The sequence below is a fragment of the Mesorhizobium sp. WSM4850 genome (genome assembly GCF_055811735.1).
The window spans coordinates 1-19205 of record NZ_JBVVPV010000069.1 but is presented as its reverse complement, the minus strand read 5'-3'; the positions used below and the strand labels follow the sequence as shown (position 1 = coordinate 19205).

18 protein-coding genes and 2 pseudogenes are annotated in these 19205 nt (G+C 64.1%); 15 read left to right on the top strand and 5 right to left on the bottom strand.

Annotated elements, in window-relative coordinates:
- The first annotated feature begins 47 nt into the window (after window positions 1–47).
- From AC0L2Z_RS33020 to AC0L2Z_RS33000, 5 genes are all read left to right on the top strand, one after another.
- Window positions 48–974 carry a carbohydrate ABC transporter permease gene (locus AC0L2Z_RS33020; RefSeq protein WP_287347312.1) on the top strand — a complete coding sequence of 309 codons (927 nt, stop codon included), beginning with the start codon at window positions 48–50 and terminating at the stop codon, window positions 972–974.
- Window positions 974–1831, top strand: coding sequence for a carbohydrate ABC transporter permease (locus AC0L2Z_RS33015; protein WP_473630372.1), 858 nt, complete (start codon window positions 974–976; stop codon window positions 1829–1831). The genes AC0L2Z_RS33020 and AC0L2Z_RS33015 overlap by 1 nt, the downstream gene beginning before the upstream one ends.
- 27 nt (window positions 1832–1858) lie before the next feature.
- A complete protein-coding gene (locus tag AC0L2Z_RS33010) occupies window positions 1859–3868 on the top strand; it encodes a glycoside hydrolase family 127 protein (RefSeq protein WP_473630371.1) in 2010 nt (669 codons plus the stop codon).
- A 110-nt stretch (window positions 3869–3978) separates the two neighbouring features.
- Window positions 3979–5142: a hypothetical protein gene (locus AC0L2Z_RS33005; protein WP_473630370.1), complete on the top strand. Its 1164-nt coding sequence runs from the start codon at window positions 3979–3981 to the stop codon at window positions 5140–5142.
- Window positions 5129–5752, top strand: a complete 624-nt coding sequence (locus AC0L2Z_RS33000; RefSeq protein WP_091600508.1) for a hypothetical protein — start codon at window positions 5129–5131, stop codon at window positions 5750–5752. Before AC0L2Z_RS33005 ends, AC0L2Z_RS33000 begins: the two co-directional genes overlap by 14 nt.
- Here AC0L2Z_RS33000 and AC0L2Z_RS32995 read toward each other — a convergent pair.
- Window positions 5718–6731, bottom strand: coding sequence for a threo-3-hydroxy-L-aspartate ammonia-lyase (locus tag AC0L2Z_RS32995; RefSeq protein WP_091600509.1), 1014 nt, complete (start codon window positions 6729–6731; stop codon window positions 5718–5720). The two genes, AC0L2Z_RS33000 and AC0L2Z_RS32995, sit on opposite strands and share 35 nt — an antisense overlap.
- Window positions 6732–6956: 225 nt before the next feature.
- On the opposite strand from AC0L2Z_RS32995, the gene AC0L2Z_RS32990 reads away from it, so the two are divergent.
- The 3 genes from AC0L2Z_RS32990 (at window position 6957) to AC0L2Z_RS32980 (ending at window position 8678) form a co-directional block, all read left to right on the top strand.
- Window positions 6957–7934, top strand: a complete 978-nt coding sequence (locus AC0L2Z_RS32990; RefSeq protein WP_473630369.1) for an ornithine cyclodeaminase family protein — start codon at window positions 6957–6959, stop codon at window positions 7932–7934.
- Window positions 7935–7951: 17 nt separating this feature from the next.
- Complete coding sequence (locus AC0L2Z_RS32985; RefSeq protein ID WP_473611318.1) at window positions 7952–8152, top strand: hypothetical protein; 201 nt, start codon at window positions 7952–7954, stop codon at window positions 8150–8152.
- 154 nt (window positions 8153–8306) lie between these two features.
- Window positions 8307–8678, top strand: a complete 372-nt coding sequence (locus tag AC0L2Z_RS32980; protein WP_473630368.1) for an endonuclease domain-containing protein — start codon at window positions 8307–8309, stop codon at window positions 8676–8678.
- Window positions 8679–9134: 456 nt separating this feature from the next.
- On the opposite strand, the pseudogene AC0L2Z_RS32975 reads toward AC0L2Z_RS32980, so the two are convergent.
- Window positions 9135–10459, bottom strand: a pseudogene (locus AC0L2Z_RS32975) (NAD(P)/FAD-dependent oxidoreductase).
- 175 nt (window positions 10460–10634) lie between these two features.
- On the opposite strand from AC0L2Z_RS32975, the pseudogene AC0L2Z_RS32970 reads away from it, so the two are divergent.
- Window positions 10635–10895, top strand: a pseudogene (locus AC0L2Z_RS32970) (GNAT family N-acetyltransferase); the annotation flags it as partial.
- A gap of 89 nt (window positions 10896–10984) precedes the next feature.
- Here the strand turns inward: AC0L2Z_RS32970 and AC0L2Z_RS32965 are convergent.
- Genes AC0L2Z_RS32965 through AC0L2Z_RS32955 form a run of 3 tightly spaced genes read right to left on the bottom strand, consistent with a single transcriptional unit; the run spans window position 10985 to window position 13134 of the window.
- Entirely contained in the window at window positions 10985–11425 is a 441-nt protein-coding gene (locus AC0L2Z_RS32965) for a GtrA family protein (RefSeq protein WP_473630367.1), read from the bottom strand.
- On the bottom strand, window positions 11418–12104 hold the full coding sequence (locus AC0L2Z_RS32960; protein ID WP_473630366.1) for a class I SAM-dependent methyltransferase: 687 nt from the start codon (window positions 12102–12104) through the stop codon (window positions 11418–11420). Before AC0L2Z_RS32960 ends, AC0L2Z_RS32965 begins: the two co-directional genes overlap by 8 nt.
- Window positions 12079–13134, bottom strand: a complete 1056-nt coding sequence (locus tag AC0L2Z_RS32955; protein ID WP_027153861.1) for a glycosyltransferase family 2 protein — start codon at window positions 13132–13134, stop codon at window positions 12079–12081. The genes AC0L2Z_RS32960 and AC0L2Z_RS32955 overlap by 26 nt, the downstream gene beginning before the upstream one ends.
- 356 nt (window positions 13135–13490) lie before the next feature.
- On the opposite strand from AC0L2Z_RS32955, the gene AC0L2Z_RS32950 reads away from it, so the two are divergent.
- From AC0L2Z_RS32950 to lpxK, 6 genes are all read left to right on the top strand, one after another.
- Window positions 13491–14834 (top strand): TldD/PmbA family protein, encoded by a 1344-nt coding sequence (locus AC0L2Z_RS32950; RefSeq protein WP_473630365.1) that lies wholly within the window; start codon window positions 13491–13493, stop codon window positions 14832–14834.
- Window positions 14821–15630 (top strand): 3'(2'),5'-bisphosphate nucleotidase CysQ, encoded by an 810-nt coding sequence (locus AC0L2Z_RS32945; RefSeq protein ID WP_473630364.1) that lies wholly within the window; start codon window positions 14821–14823, stop codon window positions 15628–15630. The genes AC0L2Z_RS32950 and AC0L2Z_RS32945 overlap by 14 nt, the downstream gene beginning before the upstream one ends.
- Before the next feature lie 76 nt (window positions 15631–15706).
- Window positions 15707–15952, top strand: coding sequence for a DUF4170 domain-containing protein (locus tag AC0L2Z_RS32940; protein WP_023802307.1), 246 nt, complete (start codon window positions 15707–15709; stop codon window positions 15950–15952).
- A 5-nt stretch (window positions 15953–15957) separates the two neighbouring features.
- Window positions 15958–16746, top strand: a complete 789-nt coding sequence (locus AC0L2Z_RS32935; RefSeq protein ID WP_473630363.1) for a lysophospholipid acyltransferase family protein — start codon at window positions 15958–15960, stop codon at window positions 16744–16746.
- A complete protein-coding gene (waaA, locus tag AC0L2Z_RS32930; protein ID WP_473630362.1) occupies window positions 16743–18059 on the top strand; it encodes a lipid IV(A) 3-deoxy-D-manno-octulosonic acid transferase in 1317 nt (438 codons plus the stop codon). Before AC0L2Z_RS32935 ends, waaA begins: the two co-directional genes overlap by 4 nt.
- 1 nt (window position 18060) lies before the next feature.
- The gene (gene lpxK, locus AC0L2Z_RS32925) at window positions 18061–19089 is read left to right on the top strand and encodes a tetraacyldisaccharide 4'-kinase (RefSeq protein ID WP_473630361.1); all 1029 of its coding nucleotides are present in this window, start codon (window positions 18061–18063) and stop codon (window positions 19087–19089) included.
- The last annotated feature ends 116 nt before the right edge of the window (window positions 19090–19205 follow it).

Sequence of the window (19205 nt, the reverse complement as noted above, 5' to 3'; positions counted from 1 at the left end):
CCTCCCCTCAAGGGGGAGGGGGACGTAGCGCTAACGAGAGAGCAGGCATGACCTCCATCGCAGCCATCTCCACCCCAACCTCCCGCCGCAAACTGGTCGGCGCCGGCCGCCGGCAGTGGGTCGGCCTGCTCTATGTCGCGCCGGCCGTCGCGCTGGTCGTCGTCTTCTTCATCATTCCGCTTGGCATGACGGCGTGGATGTCGCTGCACAACTGGCCGCTGATGGGCGCGCACTCGTTCATTGGCCTCGACAATTACTGGGCGATCCTGCGCGACACCAGGTTCTGGAACGCGCTCAAATTCACCGGCTACTATACGGTGATCGTCACCATCGCGATCTTCGTCGTCGCCTTTCCGCTGGCGCTGTTCATCGAAAGGCCGCGGCCGCTGACCGGCTTCTACCGGACGTCGTTCTTCATGCCGGCCGTCATCGGTTTTGCCTCGGCCAGCCTGCTGTGGTCGTGGCTGCTCAATGTCGATTCCGGCCTGTTCAGCCCGGCCGCCTTCGAGCTCGGCCTGACCGAAAGGAAGGTCAACCTGCTGGCGACGTTCCAGCCGGCGTTCTGGTCGATCATCGCCATGGTCGTCTGGAAGGTGGCGGGTTTTACCATGATCATCCTGATGACCGGCCTGCAATCGATTCCGCCGGATCTGCAGGAGGCGGCGATGATCGACGGGGCAGGGCCGCTGGCGCGGTTTCGCGCCATCACCCTGCCGCTGATGCGCCGCACGCTGGCGCTGGCGCTGATCCTGTCGGTTGCCGGCTCGGTGCTCGCCTTCGACCAGTTCTACATCATCCTGCGCGGCGGGCCGCGCAACCAGACGCTGACCGCCGTCTACTGGATTTTCAACCAGTCGTTCGTGTCGTTCAAGCTCGGCTACGGCGCCGCCCTGTCGATGGTCCTGCTGGTCATCTTGGTCGCGCTCAGCCTGATCCAGCTGCGGTTGCTGCGCCAACCGGAGGGCGTTGACTGATGGCGCAGGCACGAAGCCGCAAACGCCGCATCGGCATGCAGATCGCCGAGCACGCGACGGGCATCATCGCCTCGCTGCTGTTTCTGGCGCCGATCGTCTGGACCGTGCTTTCGGCCTTCAAGCCGGCACAGGAATCGCGCCTGCCGCCGCTGCCGCCCTGGCCGACGACGGGTTTTTCGGTCGAGAATTATGCCACGCTCAACACCTTTGGCGATGGCCTCTGGCTGCCGGCGCAAAACAGCATCTATGTCTCGGTCATGACGGTGGTGCTGTCGGTGATCGTCAGCGTGCTGGCCGGCTACGGTTTCTCGCGCTTCCGCTTTCCGCTGAAGAACCTGCTCTTCGTCCTTATCCTGTCGACGATCATGATCCCGTTCCAGTCGATCCTGACGCCGATCTTCCTGGTGCTGACCAAGATCGGCCTGCACAACACGCTGACCGGCCTGGTTTGCGTCTATGTCACGCTGCAGCTGCCGTTCTCGATCTTCATGATGCGCAACGCTTTCGACGCGGTGCCGCGCGAGATCGAGGAGGCGGCCCGCATGGACGGCGCCAACAATGTCACCATGCTGCTGCGGGTGATGCTGCCACTGGTCTGGCCGGGCATCGTCACCATCGCGCTGTTCGCGTTCCTCGGCGCCTGGAACGAGTTTCTGGCGGCGCTGGTGCTGATGACCGACCAGTCCAAATTCACGCTGCCGATCATGATGACGGCGCTGCAGTCGGGCCGCTTCGGCGCCATCGACTGGGGCGCGGTGCAGGCCGGGGTAACCGTGATGATGGTGCCATGCCTGGTGCTGTTCCTGCTGCTGCAGCGCTTCTACATCCGCGGCCTCATGGCAGGGGCCGTGAAGTGACCAATCGAACCGAACCGGAGTAAATTGATGACCGCATCGCAATCCGCCAAGCCGGCTGCCGAGCTGGACCAAACCGGCAAGTCGGACAAGCCAAAACGCGCCTTCCGCCCGCTGCCGGTGCCGCAGGTCGATGTGCGCGGCTTCTGGGGCGACCGTGCCGATGCCGTCGCCACCACGACCGCCGGCATCCTCTATGATCGCTGCGTCGAGGCGCGCATGCTCGAGCAGATCGATCCGGATCGGCCATCGCCGGGCGTCGTCATTCCGTTCCACTCACCTTCGCCGGACGAAGCAGCCACCGCCGGCAACGAATTCACAGGATCGACGGTGACGACCCAAATGTTCTGGGACTCCGACTGGGGCAAGACCATCGAGACCGCCGCCTACTCGCTGTACCGCCGCCGCAATGACGCGCTGGAGAAGAAGATCGACGCCGTCATCGACATGTACGCCAAGCTGCAGCAGCCCGACGGTTATCTGTCGAGCTGGTACCAGCGCATCCAGCCGGGCTTGCGCTGGACCAATCTGCGCGATTGCCACGAGCTCTATTGCGCCGGCCATCTGATCGAGGGCGCGGTCGCCTACTTCCAGGCGACGGGAAAACGCAAGCTGCTCGACATCATGTGCCGCTATGCCGACCATATCGCCGAGACCTTCGGCGCCGAGCCCGGCAAGAGGAAAGGCTATTGCGGCCATGAGGAGATCGAACTGGCGCTGGTCAAGCTCGCGCGGGTCACCGGCGAGCAGAAGTACATGGACCTGGCAAAATACTTCATCGACCAGCGCGGCCTTGAGCCGCATTATTTCGACGAGGAGGCGCGTGCCCGCGGCGCCGACCCAAAAGCCTATCATTTCAAGACCTACGAATACAGCCAGTCGCACAAGCCGGTGCGCGAGCAGGACAAGGTCGTCGGCCATGCGGTGAGGGCGATGTATCTCTATTCCGGGATGGCCGATATCGCGACCGAATATGGCGACGACACGCTGCGGGCGGCGCTCGACCGGCTGTGGGACGACCTCACCACCAAGAACCTCTACATCACCGGCGGCCTCGGGCCGTCGTCGCACAATGAGGGCTTTACATCAGACTACGACCTGCCCAACGAAACCGCTTATGCCGAGACCTGCGCTTCGGTCGGACTGGTGTTCTGGGCGAGCCGCATGCTCGGCATGGGCCCCAATGCGCGTTACGCCGACATGATGGAGCGGGCTCTCTACAACGGCTCGATTTCGGGCCTGTCGCTCGACGGCTCGCTGTTCTTCTATGAAAATCCGCTGGAAAGCCGGGGCAAGCACAACCGCTGGAAATGGCACCGCTGCCCGTGCTGCCCACCCAATATCGGCCGCATGGTCGCCTCGATCGGCAGTTATTTCTACGGCCTGTCCGGCGATGCCCTTGCCGTCCATCTCTATGGAAACAGCACGGCTCGTTTCGATATCGCAGGAACGCAAACGGAGCTGCGCCAGACCAGCAACTATCCATGGGACGGCGCGGTCTCGATCACGATCGAGCCCGAGGCGCCGACGACATTTACCTTGCACCTGCGCCTGCCGGCCTGGTGCCGCAAGGCGGCGCTCAAGGTGAACGGGGAGGCGGTCGATCTGCAGGCGGTCACCAGCGACGGCTATGCCGCGATCCGGCGCGAATGGCGCAAGGGCGACCAGGTCGAGCTCGACCTCGAAATGGCCATCGACCGGCTCTATGCCAACCCGCAGGTGCGGCAGGATATCGGCCGCGTCGCGCTTGCCCGCGGCCCGCTGATCTATTGCGTCGAGGAGACCGACAATGCCGGCCAACTGCACCGCATCGCCTTGCCGCCGACAGCCGAGATCGAGGCGCATCAGCAGCCGAACCTTTTGGGCGGCGTCGTGACGCTTTCGGCTGTTGCCAGGAAAGAGAAGTTTGAAGACTGGGACAACGGCCTCTACCGCCCCGAACCGCCGGCGGTTGAAGAGTCAAAAATCACCGCTGTGCCGTATTTTGCCTGGGACAACCGCGATCCCGGCGAGATGCTGGTCTGGCTGAGAGACTCGTGATCCGTGGACGAAGATGATGCCGCCGACGACAGGGATGTCTTGAATTTGCCCCGGCGGCGCTAATTTAGAGGGGAGAGTGGCGCTAGCCACTCGAATGGGTGGAGGCAGAGTTGGCGCTCGAAGATGTCGCGCGTCCGAGCGCTGGTGCTCGCGCCATGGTCATGACCGTCGCGGCGGTGCCGTTGCTGTTCGTGATCGGTGGACTGGCCATCCGCTATGCGGCTTTTGCTTCGGTGTCGGAGGAAACAGGTTTCGCGGCTTATGCCCGTGCGCTGTGCCGGTGGGATTGCGCCTGGTACATTGGCATCAGCGAACAGGGCTATGAGCGTTTTCCCATTCCAAACCACAGCAATGTCGGTCGCTGGAGCTTCTTCCCGCTCTATCCGATGCTGGTGGCGGCGATCCGGTTTGTTTTCCCATACCCTACGATACTGATCGCGACGGTCACCTCGATTGCCTGCAGCTACGCCGCCTGTCTGGTGGCGTGGCCGCTGCTCGAGAACAACATGCGGGCCTATGTGCTGTATTGCGCGTTTCTGCTCAGCGGCCCGTTCTCGTTCCACTTCACGACCTTCCTGAGCGAACCGCTTTTCGTGCTGCTGACCTCGTGCGTTTTTCTGGCGCTCAAGCGCTCCAGCTATCTCGCCGCGGGCGTTTCATCCGCGCTGCTGTCGGCGACCAGGCTGGTCGGGGTCTTCGTCGTCTTTGCAACCGTTATTCAAATGTTCAGCGAGCACCGCCGGCAGGGCGGATCGGCGCTGTCTTTCCCGCGTTGGCTGCTTGGCCGACCGGATCTGCTGGTCGCTGTCCTCATCTCGCCTGCCGGTTTGTTCGCTTACATCCTGCTCCTGTACCTCACCGTCGGAGACGGCTTTGCATTCCTGCACGTCCAGCGCGCGTTCGGACGGGTGGCGGGCAATCCGCTGGTCTTCCTGTGGGACGGGCTCTCAGCTGTTCCGACCACCGGATGGCTGCCCACGGCGCCGCAATGGAGCGCGCTCTCCGCGATCGCCGGGCTGGCGCTGTCGGCCGGTCTGGCGGCTCGCAGGCAATATGGCGCGGCACTCTTCTGCGCGCTCTGCATCATCCTGCCGCTGATCACCAACCTGGCCTCGATGGTCAGATATGTGATTGGGCTTGCGCCCCTGACAATGTTGCTCGTCGTCCTGTTGTCGGCGTCAAGGCTCATTTGGCTCGCGGCTTTGGTTCTCTTCCTTGGCGCCTGTTATTTGATGACTGTGGCGTGGATCGGAGGCTATCTTGCCCTGGTCTGACATTCCGGCCCCGTATCGGCGCGCCGCCTCGCTTGGCGGCTACGCGCTTGCGGCAGTTCTGGCCGGGTCCGAGATCGTCATCCTGGCGCTTGCTCTCAATCCGAACGTCAACGCCGATTACCGCGCCTACTACATCGATCAGACGACGACCTGCCTCAATCGCGATGCGACCGGCAGCTACACACTTGGCCAGACGGTGTCGTTCCGGAGCGACGGCGCCAAACGGGCAGCCAGCATAAAGGTCTGCGGCTGGTCGGGGTCGGCAGGCGACGGCACCCATTCGCTAGGCGAGACCTCGCGGCTTCGCGTGAAGATACCGCCGCTCCGCGACAGCCTGATGGCCACGCTGCAAATGGCCGCCGTCATTCGTCCACCGCAGATCACGCAAAGGGTGGTGATCTCGGTGAACGGTGTTCGGGTGCATGCGGAGACGCTGTCTGGCAAAGAACCACGAACGGTCTCGTTCGTCGTTCCACCGGCGGCTCTCGGCAAGGCCGATACACTCGAAATCGCCTTCGACTATCTCGACGGCATTCCGCCGACTCCGGCCGCCAGCGACATCTACAAGCGCTCCATCAAGCTGGTGTCGTTGCGGCTGGATGCGATTTGAGATCACGCTCTGCGGCCGCCATGATCAAGCTGGCGAAGCGCGTGAGATCCACATTGCCGCCACTGACGATGACACCGATGCGCTGGCCTCGCAGGCTTTGCGATTCACTGCGAACCGCCGCCGCTGCAAGGCAACCGGTGGGTTCGACCACGATTTTCATGCGCTCGGCGAAAAAATGCATCATTTCGATGAGCGCGTCGTCGCTGACCGTGGTGATAGCGGCAACCTTGTCGCGGATGACAGGAAAATTATGCGCGCCCAGATGGGTGACGACCGCGCCATCGGCGATGGATTTCGGCACTTCGATGGTGACGACCTCACCCCGGGCGAGGGATTGCTGACCATCATTGCCGGCCTCCGGTTCAACCCCGACGACCCGGCAGGCGGGCGCGCATTCCGCCGCCGCCAGTGCGGCGCCGGCGAGCAGGCCGCCACCGCCAAGGCAGACATAAAGGGCATCGAGCGAGCCGGCCTCCTGGATAAGTTCAAGTGTCGCCGTGCCTTGCCCGGCAATCACATCGGGGTGGTCGTAGGGTGGAATGAGGGCGGCTCCCCGCTCGGCGGCGATCCTGCCGCCAATCTCTTCGCGGTTCTCGCTGTAGCGGTCGTAGAATATCACTTCGGCGCCATAGCCGCGGGTGGCACGCACCTTCAGCTCGGGCGCATCCCTGGGCATGATGATCGCTGCCTTCACGCCCTTGATCGCGGCCGCATAGGCCAGCGCCTGCGCATGATTGCCCGAAGAATAGGCCACCACTCCCCGTGCCCGCACCGAAATATCCAAGGCCAGAAGCGCGTTCATGGCGCCGCGGAACTTGAAGGCGCCGCTACGCTGGAAGTTCTCGCACTTGAAGAACACCTCGGCGCCGGTGAGCTCGTTGAAGGTGCGCGAGGTCAGCACCGGCGTCCGGTGGGCCAATCCGGCGAGGCGCGCCGCGGCGGTCAGAACATCGTCGAATGTCGGGATATTGAGGGGCATTGCGGGTCGCCTTCTTCACTTTGCCGATGGTGGGCCGGCCGATGGGCTGGCTTGTCTGCGACGATACGTGTTTGCGCGAACCGGCGAGCGCATTCGATGGGAAGCTCGGCGCAACATTCGCCCGAATGACGGGCGACAAACCGCAGGAAATGCGGCTCGTTGGCCAACACCGCTGTCTTCCCCCGAGAACCGCTGGCTAGAATGAGGGAAAGCCGGGGAGATGTCATGTCCGTCACCGCAGACGAGTCGCAGCTGCTGCTGCTTGCAGGCGATCAGGTCGCGCCGCTGTTGGAGCCGGATGCCGTCCTCGATGCCGTGCGGCGGTCCTTCGAGCTTCACAGTGCGCGCGAAGGCAGGGTCTTTCCGCTTGTGCGCGAGAAGCTGCATACCGGCGGCATTTTCGGTATCAAGTCGGGCGACGTGCCGAAAGCCGATCTTCTGGGCTTCAAGGCAGCGGGCTTCTGGCCAGCCAACCGCGAGGTCGGCAAGGAGCCGCATCAGGCGACCATCGTGCTCTTCGACCCGCATACCGGGCGTCCCTTGTGCATCATCGACGGGAACGCCATCACCACCTTGCGCACAGGGGCGGCTGGCGCCATTGGCCTGACCCTGCTGGCCCGCCCCGAAAGCCGGTCGATCTGCATTTTCGGCACCGGCACCCAGGGCCGGATCCAGCTGCGCCTGACCCTGCGTGCCATGCCCGGTCTGGACACCATCCATTACCTGACGGCGGACGGCCGGCCCGACGCGGCGTTCGAGGCGGCATTCGAGGATTTCGCGCCGGCCCATTCGAACCAAGCCGCCAAAGCTGTCGGCTCGAGCGATATCATCATCACCGCGACCCCCGGCAGCAGACCGCTGTTTCCGCCAGAAGCGGTGCGGCCCGGCACGCACATCAACGCCGTGGGTGCCGATACGCAAGGCAAGCGGGAACTGCCTGACGGCCTGCTGCGCCGGGTACGGCTCTTTGCCGACGACTGCGAACAATCGGCCGCTGTCGGCGAAGGCCAGTGGGACACCGGCTGCCGGGCAATCGAAATCGGCGATCTTCTGACCGGAAAAATTCCGTTCACGCGCGATGCCGCCGACATCACGGTCTTCGACATGACCGGGCTCGCGCTGCAGGATCTGACGGTCGCGGATATGCTCTGGCGACAGGCCAGGAGCCGGGGCACGGGAACGCGCGTGCCATGGCGCTGGTAACGCGGGAGAAACAGGCAATGACGACCAAGACCATCCATTTGTTCAACGCGCAGAGCGGCATATTCGCCGCCATTTTGCTACAGGACGAGGTCGATGTGGCTCCTTTCGGCGAAACCCCGAAGATCGGCCATCTCGTTCGCATCGGACCAAATGCTCCTGCTCTCGATCATCTGGATATCGCCATCGGCGACGCGGTCGCCGAAAAACAGGAACGATAGGTCGGGGTCGCACCGTTTGGATGTCCAGACCAACTCGTCGGCGTCGGGGCGACTCTGGTGGATGGCCAGGGCCCATTGACCAGTGATGGGAGTCAGCGATTTGCATAACGATGGTATGTTGGACGTAGCGCCAAGGCCGGAATAATCTCGCCCGATGCCGCATCAGCCTGTCGCTCCGACCAAACGTCGTTTCGCCCGCTCGATGCGGCGCGAGCCAACAGAGGCGGAGGACCGCCTGTGGCACGAACTGCGCGGACGCAGGCTCGATCGCATCAAATTCCGGCGTCAGGCTCCCATCGGCAAATTCATCGCCGATTTCGTTTGCGTCGAGGCCAGGCTGATCGTCGAGATCGACGGCAGCCAGCATGCCGATTCGAACCACGATCGGGAGCGAGACGCCGAATTGAAGGCGAGGGGCTTTCGTGTGCTGCGCTTTTGGAACGACGACGTGCTGCGGGATTTGAACGCCGTCTGCGAGACCATCATCGCTTATGTCCGCGATGAGAGTTTGCAGCCGTGGCGGTAATGGCGCGGTCTTGCCTTCTCCCCCTGTGGGAGAAGGTGGATTGGCGCGCAGCGCCAAGACGGAAGAGGGGTGTTGGACGGAGCGCCGTCCGTGCCAAGATGGAGCACCCCTCATCCGGCCGCTTCGCGGCCACCTTCTCCCACAAGGGGAGAAGGGAAAGCGCGGCATTCCGCGCCTTGGCCAAGCCGCATACTGGGTCGGTATCTTTCCGAGCTCGAGCGGGGCGAAGCGGCTGCGACGCCCGAGGCCCGGATTGAAGGCGTTTGCCGCGAACTGGCGGTCGTGGACGCGGTGAAGCTGTGTGCCTGAAGCGCGCCTGTATGTATTGGATGCTGGAAGAGGGTGCGGCGGCGGCGACTGCATCGGCGAGAGCGGTCATCAAACGGTCCAGATCGCGCCTGAGCCCGTAGGTAACGATCGCTCAGCGCCCTTTGCTGTCGCCAGCGGTCGATCGCATCAGAAGGCGCCGACTTCCATTTTGGATCTGTCCGCGAAGCGTGACAGGCGGAATGGCGTCGGATCGACGCTTGCCGCGTCACCGGCGACCAGATCCGCCGCCAGATGGCCAATGCCGGGGCCGGCGCCGAAGCCGTGTCCGGAACAGCCTGCGGCGACGAACGCTCCGCCGATGCTGTCCACCGCCGAAATCACAGGTACTGCGTCCGGTGTGAAGTCGATATACCCGCCCCAGGAGGACACGATGCCGGCATCGGCAATGGCGGGGAAGAGGGCCCTTATCTGCGTCATGATGCTTGCCGCCATTCGCTTGTCCGGAGCGGGATCGAGGACGCGGATGCGCTCAAACGGGGTCGGCCTGTCGAGACGCCAGCGACCGAGTGTTTCCGGGCCTGCGAAGAACGAGCGACTTACGCCGATCTCGACGGCCTTCAGCCGTTTGATGAACATCGGCAGAAACGGGCGGGCATAGCGGATCCCCTGCGGCGTGATCTCGAGCGTCGCCCTGCCGCTGGCGGCTATCGTGTAGCTGCCGTCGATCCGGCGCGTCAGGGCACCGTCAGAGGTAAAGATTGCCCCGCCAAAATCCGGTGCAGGACCGGTCCGTAGGTGGTCTGACGGACGCTGGCTTGCGGCAGCGAAACCGCATGCATGCGCAGGAAAGCAGAAGCCCAGGCGCCGGCGGCGCACAGCACCGCGTTGGTGCGGATCAGGCCTTTCTCGGTGACGACGCCGCTCACTTGCCCATTGGTGATATCCAGGCCGCGTGCCGCGCAGTTCTGATGAATGGTCGCGCCACGCTTGCGGGCGCCCTCGGCGATCCGCGGGGCGGCTAGCCAGGACTCGGCCTTGCCATCGTCTGCCGCGTGGACGCCGCCCAGCCATTTGCGGCCGCCAGCCGCGGGAACGGCGGCAGTGGCCTCGTCGGCCGTAAGCATCCGCGTCTTGACGTCGAACCGCCGCGCAACCGCGCGCCACTTGTCCCATTCGGCGAGCTGCTTTGGATCGTCCGTTGCATAGATGAGCCCGCAACGGCGGAAGCCAAGGTCGTGCCCGATCTCTTCGGTCAGCTCTTCCCACAGCCGCAGCGCCAGATTGGCAAGCGGCAATTCACGTGCATCGCGGTTCTGCCGGCGGCACCAGCCCCAGTTCCGGCTCGACTGTTCGCAGCCGACATAGCCCTTTTCGATCAGCGCCACCGACAGGCCGCGCCGCGCCAGGAAATAGGCCGCGCTGGCGCCGACAATCCCGCCGCCGATCACCACGACGTCCGCTGACCTGGGCAGCGTTTCATCGCTGCTGATGTGGTGGATTAAAGGGGACATGGCGGCCTCGGCAATCAATGATAGCTCGCAGTATCGGCGACCGGCGCCGCAGAATGCACTGACTGCAGCGGCATTTTGGTATTTTGCACCGAATCTCGCCGGCATTCGGCGAGTGGCGCGGAAGAGGCGGTTCTATCGTCCTGTCAGTCTTCCCACTCCAACAGTCCTGGTGCTCATGAACACCCAGTCCGTCACATTCGAACCTTTTGAAGCGCACCATCTTGAGGAAGCGACGGACCTGTCGCGAGCGGCCGGCTGGCCGCACCGGAAGGAAGACTGGGCCATGATCTGGTCCCTGAGCGAAGGTCAGGTCGCCTTGGAAGGCGGCAGGGTGGTGGGAACCGCCTTCATGACCCCTTTCGGAAGAACCTGCGCAACTCTCAACACCATCATCGTCGATGAGGCAATGCGTGGTCGCGGGCTGGGACGGCGGCTGACCACCAAATATCCCGGGTTCCACGAACGCACGCATCTTTGCCCTGGCCAGCCAGGCCCTCGGCTGAGGCCAACTCAGAAGACCATGGATCAGGTGGAGCGGTCGCCGTGCTCGCCGGGTCCTCGCTGCGCAAAAACCCATCGGTCGAGCATGAGAAGATTGACCGCCGGAACAAGCAGGCATGTAACCACAATGGCAATGATCGGCGGCAGGCCGAGTTTCGCCGTCAAAAGCGCCGGCGCCGCGTAAGCCACGGCAAAGCCTGTCGCCGTCAGCAGGAGAAAACGCCCAGCTTCCGATCGATGCGATCCATTCGACATGAAGGTTATCGATTTATGGGCGAAATATGAAAACACGGCAGCCGCCGCATAAGCCGCGAGCGACGCCTGGACCGGCGAAAGGCCAATCCATTTCGATTCGACCAAACCGATAGCCAGGGCAGCATACAGGATTGTCGCGGCGATGCCGACCAACCCGAAGCGCGCCAGCAGCTTCAGCCCGGCACCGGCAGTCGAACGGTCCTCAGACATGCGCGCTGCACGCATACTGGGCCCCGAGCGGCAGAGGCGCGAGCAGGCGCTCGACTCGTCTCGCGAAGGACCTGGCCGACGGCAGCAGCAGGAAGTGCTCGGATCGGATATCCTGAAAACCCGTCTCCTGAAAAAGCGACCTTGCTTTGGCGGCGTTGAGCAGGACCGCGTCCTGGTCGAACGGACACCGCAACACCGCGAGACGCGTCAGCGGATTATAAGGGTTGTGCTCGATGATGCAGGCGACGCCGCCCGGCCGCACGACGCGCCGCATTTCCCGGAAGAAGTCGAGCCAGGAGGCGGGCGGAACGTGATGGACGACGCAACTGGCGAAAGCCAGATCGAACGCGCCGTCGCCATAAGGCAGGCGCGGCGTTGTGCAGGCCCGGTAGCTCACACACGGATTGTCCTGGCTGGCGCGCAGGATCGATTGTTCCGAAACGTCGCAGCCATCCAGGCTCTCGAACGCGCCTTCGAGATAAGGGTGGAGCGACCCGACGCCGCAGCCGATATCCAGTGCCCGCACCCCGCCCTGTCGAAGCCCACGCTCGACGGCGAGACGCCGCAGCAGGTCGGCCTTGGCGATCAGAAAAAAGTCGTGCCCGAGTCCGGAAAACCGGATGGATCCTGCGACCGCCTCGCCATAATTCGATTTATAGCTGTCGAAGAGTTCGGCCATCAGCCGAGGCTCCGTTCCTGGGTTTTCGAAACGGTCGACGGCTCTCACTGGCGGCACGCATCGCCTTGTCGAAGCCGGCGACCCGATCGATCACGTAAAGCGGACGGCGTTTCACCTCGGCGTGGATGCCGCCGACATAGAGCCCGACCACGCCGGTCATGAAAAGATTGATGCCGCAAAGCAGCGAAACGATCACCACGGTGGATGTCCAGCCGGCAATGATGCCGGTTTCAAAAATCCAGGCGAAGATGGCGTAAATGCCGAACAACACCGCAAGCGCGGAGATCGCCAATCCGCCCCACAGCGCCATGCGCAGCGGCTTCTCGGAGAAGCTTACGATGCCGTGAACGGCAAGGTGCATCATCTTCCAGAATGGGTATTTGGTCTGGCCAAGCGTCCGCGCCGGGCGTTCGAAAGGCACCGCTGTCTGCTTGAACCCCATCCAGGCGAACATGCCCCTGACGAAACGGTCGTGTTCGGGCATTTGCTTGAAGGTTTCCAGAGCCTTGCGCCCGACCAGGCGAAAATCGCCGACGTCGCGGGGGATGTCGACCGACGTCATCTTCTCCAGCAGGCGGTAGAAGAGACTCGCCGTAATGCGCTTGAACCAGGATTCGCCCTCACGCTTGACACGGCGGGCATAGACGATCTCGAAGCCTTCCTTCCACTTCGCCACCAGATCGAGGACCACCTCCGGCGGGTCTTGCAGGTCGGCATCCATGACGATGACGGCATCACCCGCAGCCGCATCCATGCCGGCCGTGATCGCGACCTGATGGCCGAAATTGCGGGAAAGCTCGATCAGCCGGAAGCGCGGCTCGACGGCGACGACGTTGCGAAGGTATTCGACGCTCCCATCGAGGCTTCCGTCATCGACGAAGATCGCCTCAGTCTCGCCGTCCAGCCGGCCGATCAGCGAACTGATCCGCTCGATCAGTCGCGGCAGCACCTGTTCTTCATTGTATATGGGAAGGACCAGCGAGTACCGCGGCGGCGACACGTTCACCGCAGTCCTGATGCTTTGGATCACAGGGTCTCGCATGCCGTTGAAAATGGAACGCAAGCTACAAAGTTCCAAGGCCATACAAGAAATCGCTAAATTTAGCGGTTTCGGGCAGATGCTGATCATGCGTGGAAAGGAACACAGGCGTTACCGCAATCGAACGTCCACTTGTGGTCGGAGCACGGCGTCAATGGGCTATCGCCCGTTCCAAACCGCCGCGAAGCAACCTTTGAGGACCCGCTTCGATCATGCCGCCCAAAAACGGGTGTCTGCCGGCCGATCTGCCCCGCTTGCCACTTCTGCCATTGCACAAGCCACATCAGAACAATAGATGGTGCGGAGCGGCCGCCCCTTATGTCAGGCGGAAAAACAGGACTATGCGCATGACCGATACGCTGGACTCAGCGAAATTGACCGACCGGGTCGCGGCCCTGGTCGAGGCTGCCAAACGGGCCGGCGCCGACGCCGCCGACGCGGTTGCGGTGCGCGGCCGTTCGACCGGCGTGTCGGTGCGGCTTGGCAAGGTCGAGGGCACCGAGGCGTCCGAGAGCGAGGATGTCTCGCTGCGCGTCTTCGTCGGCAAGCGGGTGGCGAGCGTCTCGGCAACCGCTGCCGCCGACCCGAAAGCGCTAGCCGAGCGCGCCGTGGCGATGGCGAAAGTCTCGCCGGAAGATCCCTACCAGGGCCTCGCCGATCCGGCCTTGCTGGTCAAGAAGCCGCGCGACCTCGATCTGTTCGATCCGACGGAAGTCTCGGCCGACCAGTTGAAGGAAGCGGCGCTGGCCGCGGAAGCGGCGGCCCTTGCCGTCAAGGGCGTTACCAATTCGGCCGGCAGCGGCGCCAGCGCCGGGCTTGGCGGGCTGGTGCTCGCCACCTCGCACGGCTTTGTCGGCCACTATGTCGCCTCGCGCTTTTCGCGCTCGACCAGCGTCATCGCCGGCGAGGGCACCGGCATGGAGCGCGATTATGAATTCTCCTCGCGCCAGCATTTCTCCGATCTCGACGCACCCGAAGACATCGGCCGCAAGGCCGGCGAACGCGCCGCGCGGCGCGTCGGCGCGCGCAAGGCGGCGACCGGGCCGGTCGATGTGGTGTTCGACCCGCGCGTCGCCCGCGGCATCGCCGGCCATCTCGCCGGCGCCATCAATGGCGCTTCCGTCGCGCGCAAGACCAGCTTTCTGCGCGACATGATGGGCAAGCAGGTGGCGGCGGCCGCGATCACCGTCACCGACGAGCCGCTCCGGCTCCGTGGCCAGGCGTCGCGTCCGTTCGACGGCGAAGGCATCGAGGGCGAAAAGCTGCTCATGGTCGAGAAGGGCGTTTTGAACCACTGGTTCCTGTCGACCTCAGTCGCGCGGGAATTGGGGCTGACCACCAACGGGCGCGGCTCGCGCAACGGCTCCTCCGTCTCGCCGTCATCGACCAATCTTGCCATCGAGCCGGGCGAGCGGACGCCCGAGGACCTCATCAAGTCGCTCAAATCAGGCTTTTACGTCACCGAAGTGTTCGGCCAGGGCGTCGACATGGTGACTGGCGAGTACAGCCGCGGCGCTTCCGGCTTCTGGATCGAGAATGGCGAGCTCGCCTATCCGGTTGCGGAAGTGACCATTGCCTCGAACCTGAAGACGATGTTCCTCAACATGGTTCCGGCGAGCGATCTCGATCGCAATTTCGGCACCGCCGCACCATCGCTGCTGATCGAAGGCATGACCCTTGCCGGAGCTTGACCAGGTCGCCTCCGCCGCCGGGGCTCGTGAGGATCTGCCGCTGCTGCGCGACGCTGCCCGCGAGGCGGGCGCCATCGCCATGCGCTATTTCGGCAACAATCCGCAAGTGTGGATGAAGGGCGGCACATCACCGGTGAGCGAGGCCGATCACGCCGCCGACGCCTATCTGCACCAAACCTTGCTTGCAGCGCGGCCGGACTATGGCTGGCTGTCGGAGGAGACGGCCGACGATCCGGCAAGGCTTGCCGCCCGCCGCACCTTCGTCGTCGATCCGATCGACGGCACGCGCGGCTTCCTCGAAGGCCTGCGCTCCTGGTGCGTCAGCGTCGCGGTGGTCGAGGACGGCCGCACTCTTGCCGGCGTGCTCGAATGTCCTGCCACGGAGGAGACCTATTGGGCGCTGCCAGGTGAGGGGGCGTTCCTGAATGGCCGTCGCATTGCCGTGCGCCGCCCGGCAGCGATGGTCGAAATTGGCGGGCCGAAGCCATTGATCGCCCTGATGCCGGCGCAATGGCAGGGGCGGCTGAGCCGCGTGCCCTATATTCCCTCGCTCGCCTATCGGCTGGCGATGGTCGCCAATGGCAGGCTCGACGCGACCTTCGTCAAACCCAGCGCACATGACTGGGACATCGCCGCGGCGGATCTCATTCTGCACGAGGCCGGCGGCGCATTGCTCGACCAGAAGGGCCGCGCACCGCGCTATGCCGGCGAAGTCATCCAGCACGGCGCGCTGGTTGCCGGCAGCGGCGAACTGCTCGCCGTCCTCTCCGCCGTCGTCGCAGGGCTGGACGGCTGAACGTATCATCAATGGTTCCAAAGTCGGCGGCTTTGGTCTAGACCTGTCACAAACTCACGATATGTGAAGGACCGACATGACCGCGGAAGACGGAAAGAAGCAGCTTTTGCACCTGGTGTTCGGCGGCGAACTGAAGACGCTTGGCGGGACAGAATTCCGTGATCTCGAGACGCTCGATATCGTCGGCATCTATCCGGATTATCAATCCGCGCAAACGGCGTGGAAAGCCAAGGCCCAAGCCAGCGTGGACAATGCCCACATGCGTTATTTCGTCGTTCACCTGCACCGGTTGCTCGACCCCGAAAACAAGCCTGCCGGTTGACATGGATGGATCATGAAGGCGTGAAAGGGCCGGCCACGAGGTCCGCGGCAAGGCGGCGTCGCGGTGGCACCCCGAAGACATTCTGGCGCAAGATACGCGAACCGCTGGCGCAATCGCGATTCGTCAAGAACGCGATCGCCAGCCTGTTTGCGCAGTTCGTTCGCCTCGTCCGCCTGACCAATCGTGCTGTCGACGGATCGGCGCAGATGTCGGGCGGCGCCTACGCGCAGTTCGAACCCGCCATCATCGCGCTGTGGCACGGCCAGCATCTTCTGACTCCGGCCTACTATCCCGGGGGACGGCCAGTGGTCGCCATGGTGTCGCGTAGTGCCGATGCCGAGCTCAACGCACTGATGATCGAGAAATTCGGGATCGAGGCGGTGCGCGGCTCGGGTGGACGCGAAGGCTCGAAGCGTCGCGACAAGGGCGGCGCCAAAGCGCTGATCGCCCTGAAAAAGTCACTCGCCACCGGCAAGAACGTCGCCATGATCGCTGACATTCCTCATGGCACGCCGCGCGACGCCGGGCTTGGCATCGTTCTCCTGGCGCGGCTTTCGGGCCGGCCGATCCTGCCCGCCGCAATCGCCACCAGCCGCCGCAAGGTGCTGGAGCGCAGCTGGGACAAGACCACGATCAATCTGCCGTTCGGCCGCTCCTCGATCGTGCTTGGAGCGCCGGTGTTCGTTCCGGCCAATGCCGACGAGGCTGAAATGGAACGCAAGCGCCAGGAGGTCACGGCCGCGCTCAACGCCGCGACCGCCGAGGCCTACCGCCTCGTGGATGGCCCAAAATGAGCGAGCGCTGGGCGCGCACTTTCCTGACGGCGTATCGTTTCGCAGGCGCAGCCGCCTATCCCCTGGTCGGGCCCTATGTCGCCTGGCGCACCTCCAGAGGCAAGGAGGACCGAATTCGCCGGCGCGAGCGCTATGGCATCGCCGGGCGCGAGCGCCCCGAAGGGCCGGTGATCTGGATCCATGCGGCGAGCGTCGGCGAGACGATCGCCGTCGTGCCGCTGGTCGAGAGCATCCTCGATTACGGCGTCAACATCGTGCTGACGACGGGGACCGTCACCTCCGCTCAGGTTGCCGAGGAACGGCTCGGCGACCGCATCATCCACCAATACGTGCCGCTCGACCTCAAGCCGGCGGTCAGCCGCTTCCTCGACCATTGGCGGCCGGATCTGGCGATCATCGCCGAATCGGAGATCTGGCCGATGACCATCCTCGAGCTCGGCGCACGGCGTGTGCCGCAGGTGCTGGTCAATGGCAGGCTGTCGGACCGTTCGTACAAATCCTGGAAGAAGCGCGCCAACATCGCCGAGGCGCTGTTCGAGAATCTCGCCCATGTTGTCGCCCAGTCGGATGTCGACGGCGAGCGCTTCCTCTCGCTCGGCGCCCGGCCGGTCACCGTATCCGGCAATCTCAAGGTCGACACCACGCCGCCGCCGGCCGATGAAAGGGCGCTGTACACGCTGAAGCGCCAGATCGGCGCCCGCCCGACCTGGGCGGCGATCTCGACCCATGACGGCGAGGAGGCGGTCGCCGCAGAGGTTCACGCGATGCTGCACAAGCGTCACCACGGTCTTTTGACGATCGTCGTGCCGCGCCATCCCGATCGCGCCGAAGCACTTGCCGCGCAGATTTCCGGCATGGGCCTGAAACTCGCTCGGCGCAGCAAGGGCGACCGGATCATCGCCGATACGGACATTCTGCTCGGCGACACGATGGGCGAGATGGGGGTTTATCTCCGGCTGACAGAGATCGCCTTCGTTGGCCGTTCGCTCACCTCGGAGGGCGGCCAGAACCCGCTGGAGCCGGCCATGCTCGACACGGCGGTGCTGGCCGGCCGCAACGTCCAGAATTTTCGCGAGACCTATCAGCGCCTGCTCGACAGCGGCGGCGCCAAGCTGGTGCGCGACCGCGACATGCTGGCCGGCGCCGTCAATTTCCTTTTGACCAACGAGGTGGCTCGCCACGAGATGATGGCGGCGGGTGCGGCGACTGTCGAAGAGATGCGCGGCGCGCTGGCGCTCACCTTGAAGTCGCTCGAACCCTACATTCAGCCTTTGGTCGTCAAATCGCGCCTCAAGGGCGCCAACGGCCGTTAAGATGGCCAGCGAAGCGCCCCCCTTCTGGTGGGAAGAACCGGACTGGCGGGCGCTGGCGCTGGCGCCGCTGTCGGCTGTCTATGCGCTGGTTGCCGGCCGCCGCATGCGTTCAGCGGCGCGCGAGAAGATCGAGGCGCCGGTGCTTTGCGTCGGCAACTTCACCGTCGGCGGCACCGGCAAGACGCCGGTGGCGATCGCACTGGCCCGGCAAGCCAGGCGCATGCAGCTCAATCCAGGTTTCCTGTCGCGCGGCCATGGCGGCTCCTTCGCGCGGCCGAATGTCGTCGATCCGCATCATGACGCCGCCAAGCATGTCGGCGATGAGCCGCTGCTTTTGGCTAAGCATGCGCCGGTCGCAGTGACGCCGAACCGTGCCGCCGGCGCCCGCCTCCTGCTGGAAAAGCATGGCTGTGATTTCCTGATCATGGATGACGGTTTCCAGAGCGCGCGCATCCACATAGACTATGCGCTGGTCGTCGTCGACGCACGCTACGGCGTCGGCAACGGCCGCGTCATTCCCGGCGGTCCGCTCAGGGCTGGCATCGTCGACCAACTGGTTTTCACCAGCGCGCTGCTGAAGATGGGCGAGGGCCTTGCTGCCGATGCCGTCGTTCGCCAGGCGGCGCGCGCCGGTCGGCCGATCTTCGAGGCGCATACGCTGCCAACCAGCAAGGCGGGGCTGGCCGGCAAGCGATATCTGGCCTTTGCCGGCATCGGCCATCCCGACAAATTCTTCGACACGGTCCGTCAGGCCGGCGGCGAGGTTGCGCTGGCCCGGTCGTTTCCTGACCATCATTTCTATGGCAAGGACGAACTGGCCGAACTGGCAACGACAGCGCGAGGTGCCGGACTTGGCCTCATCACCACCGCCAAGGATGCCGCCCGGCTGCGCCACGATGCCGCGTCGGCCGATTTCCTCGGACAGCTCGATGTGCTGGAGATCGACACCGTGTTCGATCCCGACCACGTGCCCGAACGCATCATCCTCGAGACGCTGGATGCCTGGCGGCAGCGCAAGCTGCAGGGCTGATCTTGGAGCATTGCGTCGTTGGTAGAGCTGTTTGACGCTGGCGGGACAGCGCCCCATAGGCGCTAACCTTAGGGGTAGACTGGTGGAATCGAGATGTGATTCCTAGGCCAGATGCA

Coding starts and splice junctions, on each gene's coding strand:
- AC0L2Z_RS33020 (WP_287347312.1), top strand. CDS start 48: ATGACCTCCATCGCAGCCATCTCCACCCCAACCTCCCGCCGCAAACTG.
- AC0L2Z_RS33015 (WP_473630372.1), top strand. CDS start 974: ATGGCGCAGGCACGAAGCCGCAAACGCCGCATCGGCATGCAGATCGCC.
- AC0L2Z_RS33010 (WP_473630371.1), top strand. CDS start 1,859: ATGACCGCATCGCAATCCGCCAAGCCGGCTGCCGAGCTGGACCAAACC.
- AC0L2Z_RS32995 (WP_091600509.1), bottom strand. CDS start 6,731: ATGCCCCTCAATATCCCGACATTCGACGATGTTCTGACCGCCGCGGCG.
- AC0L2Z_RS32990 (WP_473630369.1), top strand. CDS start 6,957: ATGTCCGTCACCGCAGACGAGTCGCAGCTGCTGCTGCTTGCAGGCGAT.
- AC0L2Z_RS32985 (WP_473611318.1), top strand. CDS start 7,952: ATGACGACCAAGACCATCCATTTGTTCAACGCGCAGAGCGGCATATTC.
- AC0L2Z_RS32980 (WP_473630368.1), top strand. CDS start 8,307: ATGCCGCATCAGCCTGTCGCTCCGACCAAACGTCGTTTCGCCCGCTCG.
- AC0L2Z_RS32965 (WP_473630367.1), bottom strand. CDS start 11,425: ATGTCTGAGGACCGTTCGACTGCCGGTGCCGGGCTGAAGCTGCTGGCG.
- AC0L2Z_RS32960 (WP_473630366.1), bottom strand. CDS start 12,104: ATGGCCGAACTCTTCGACAGCTATAAATCGAATTATGGCGAGGCGGTC.
- AC0L2Z_RS32950 (WP_473630365.1), top strand. CDS start 13,491: ATGACCGATACGCTGGACTCAGCGAAATTGACCGACCGGGTCGCGGCC.
- AC0L2Z_RS32940 (WP_023802307.1), top strand. CDS start 15,707: ATGACCGCGGAAGACGGAAAGAAGCAGCTTTTGCACCTGGTGTTCGGC.
- AC0L2Z_RS32935 (WP_473630363.1), top strand. CDS start 15,958: ATGGATCATGAAGGCGTGAAAGGGCCGGCCACGAGGTCCGCGGCAAGG.
- waaA (WP_473630362.1), top strand. CDS start 16,743: ATGAGCGAGCGCTGGGCGCGCACTTTCCTGACGGCGTATCGTTTCGCA.
- lpxK (WP_473630361.1), top strand. CDS start 18,061: ATGGCCAGCGAAGCGCCCCCCTTCTGGTGGGAAGAACCGGACTGGCGG.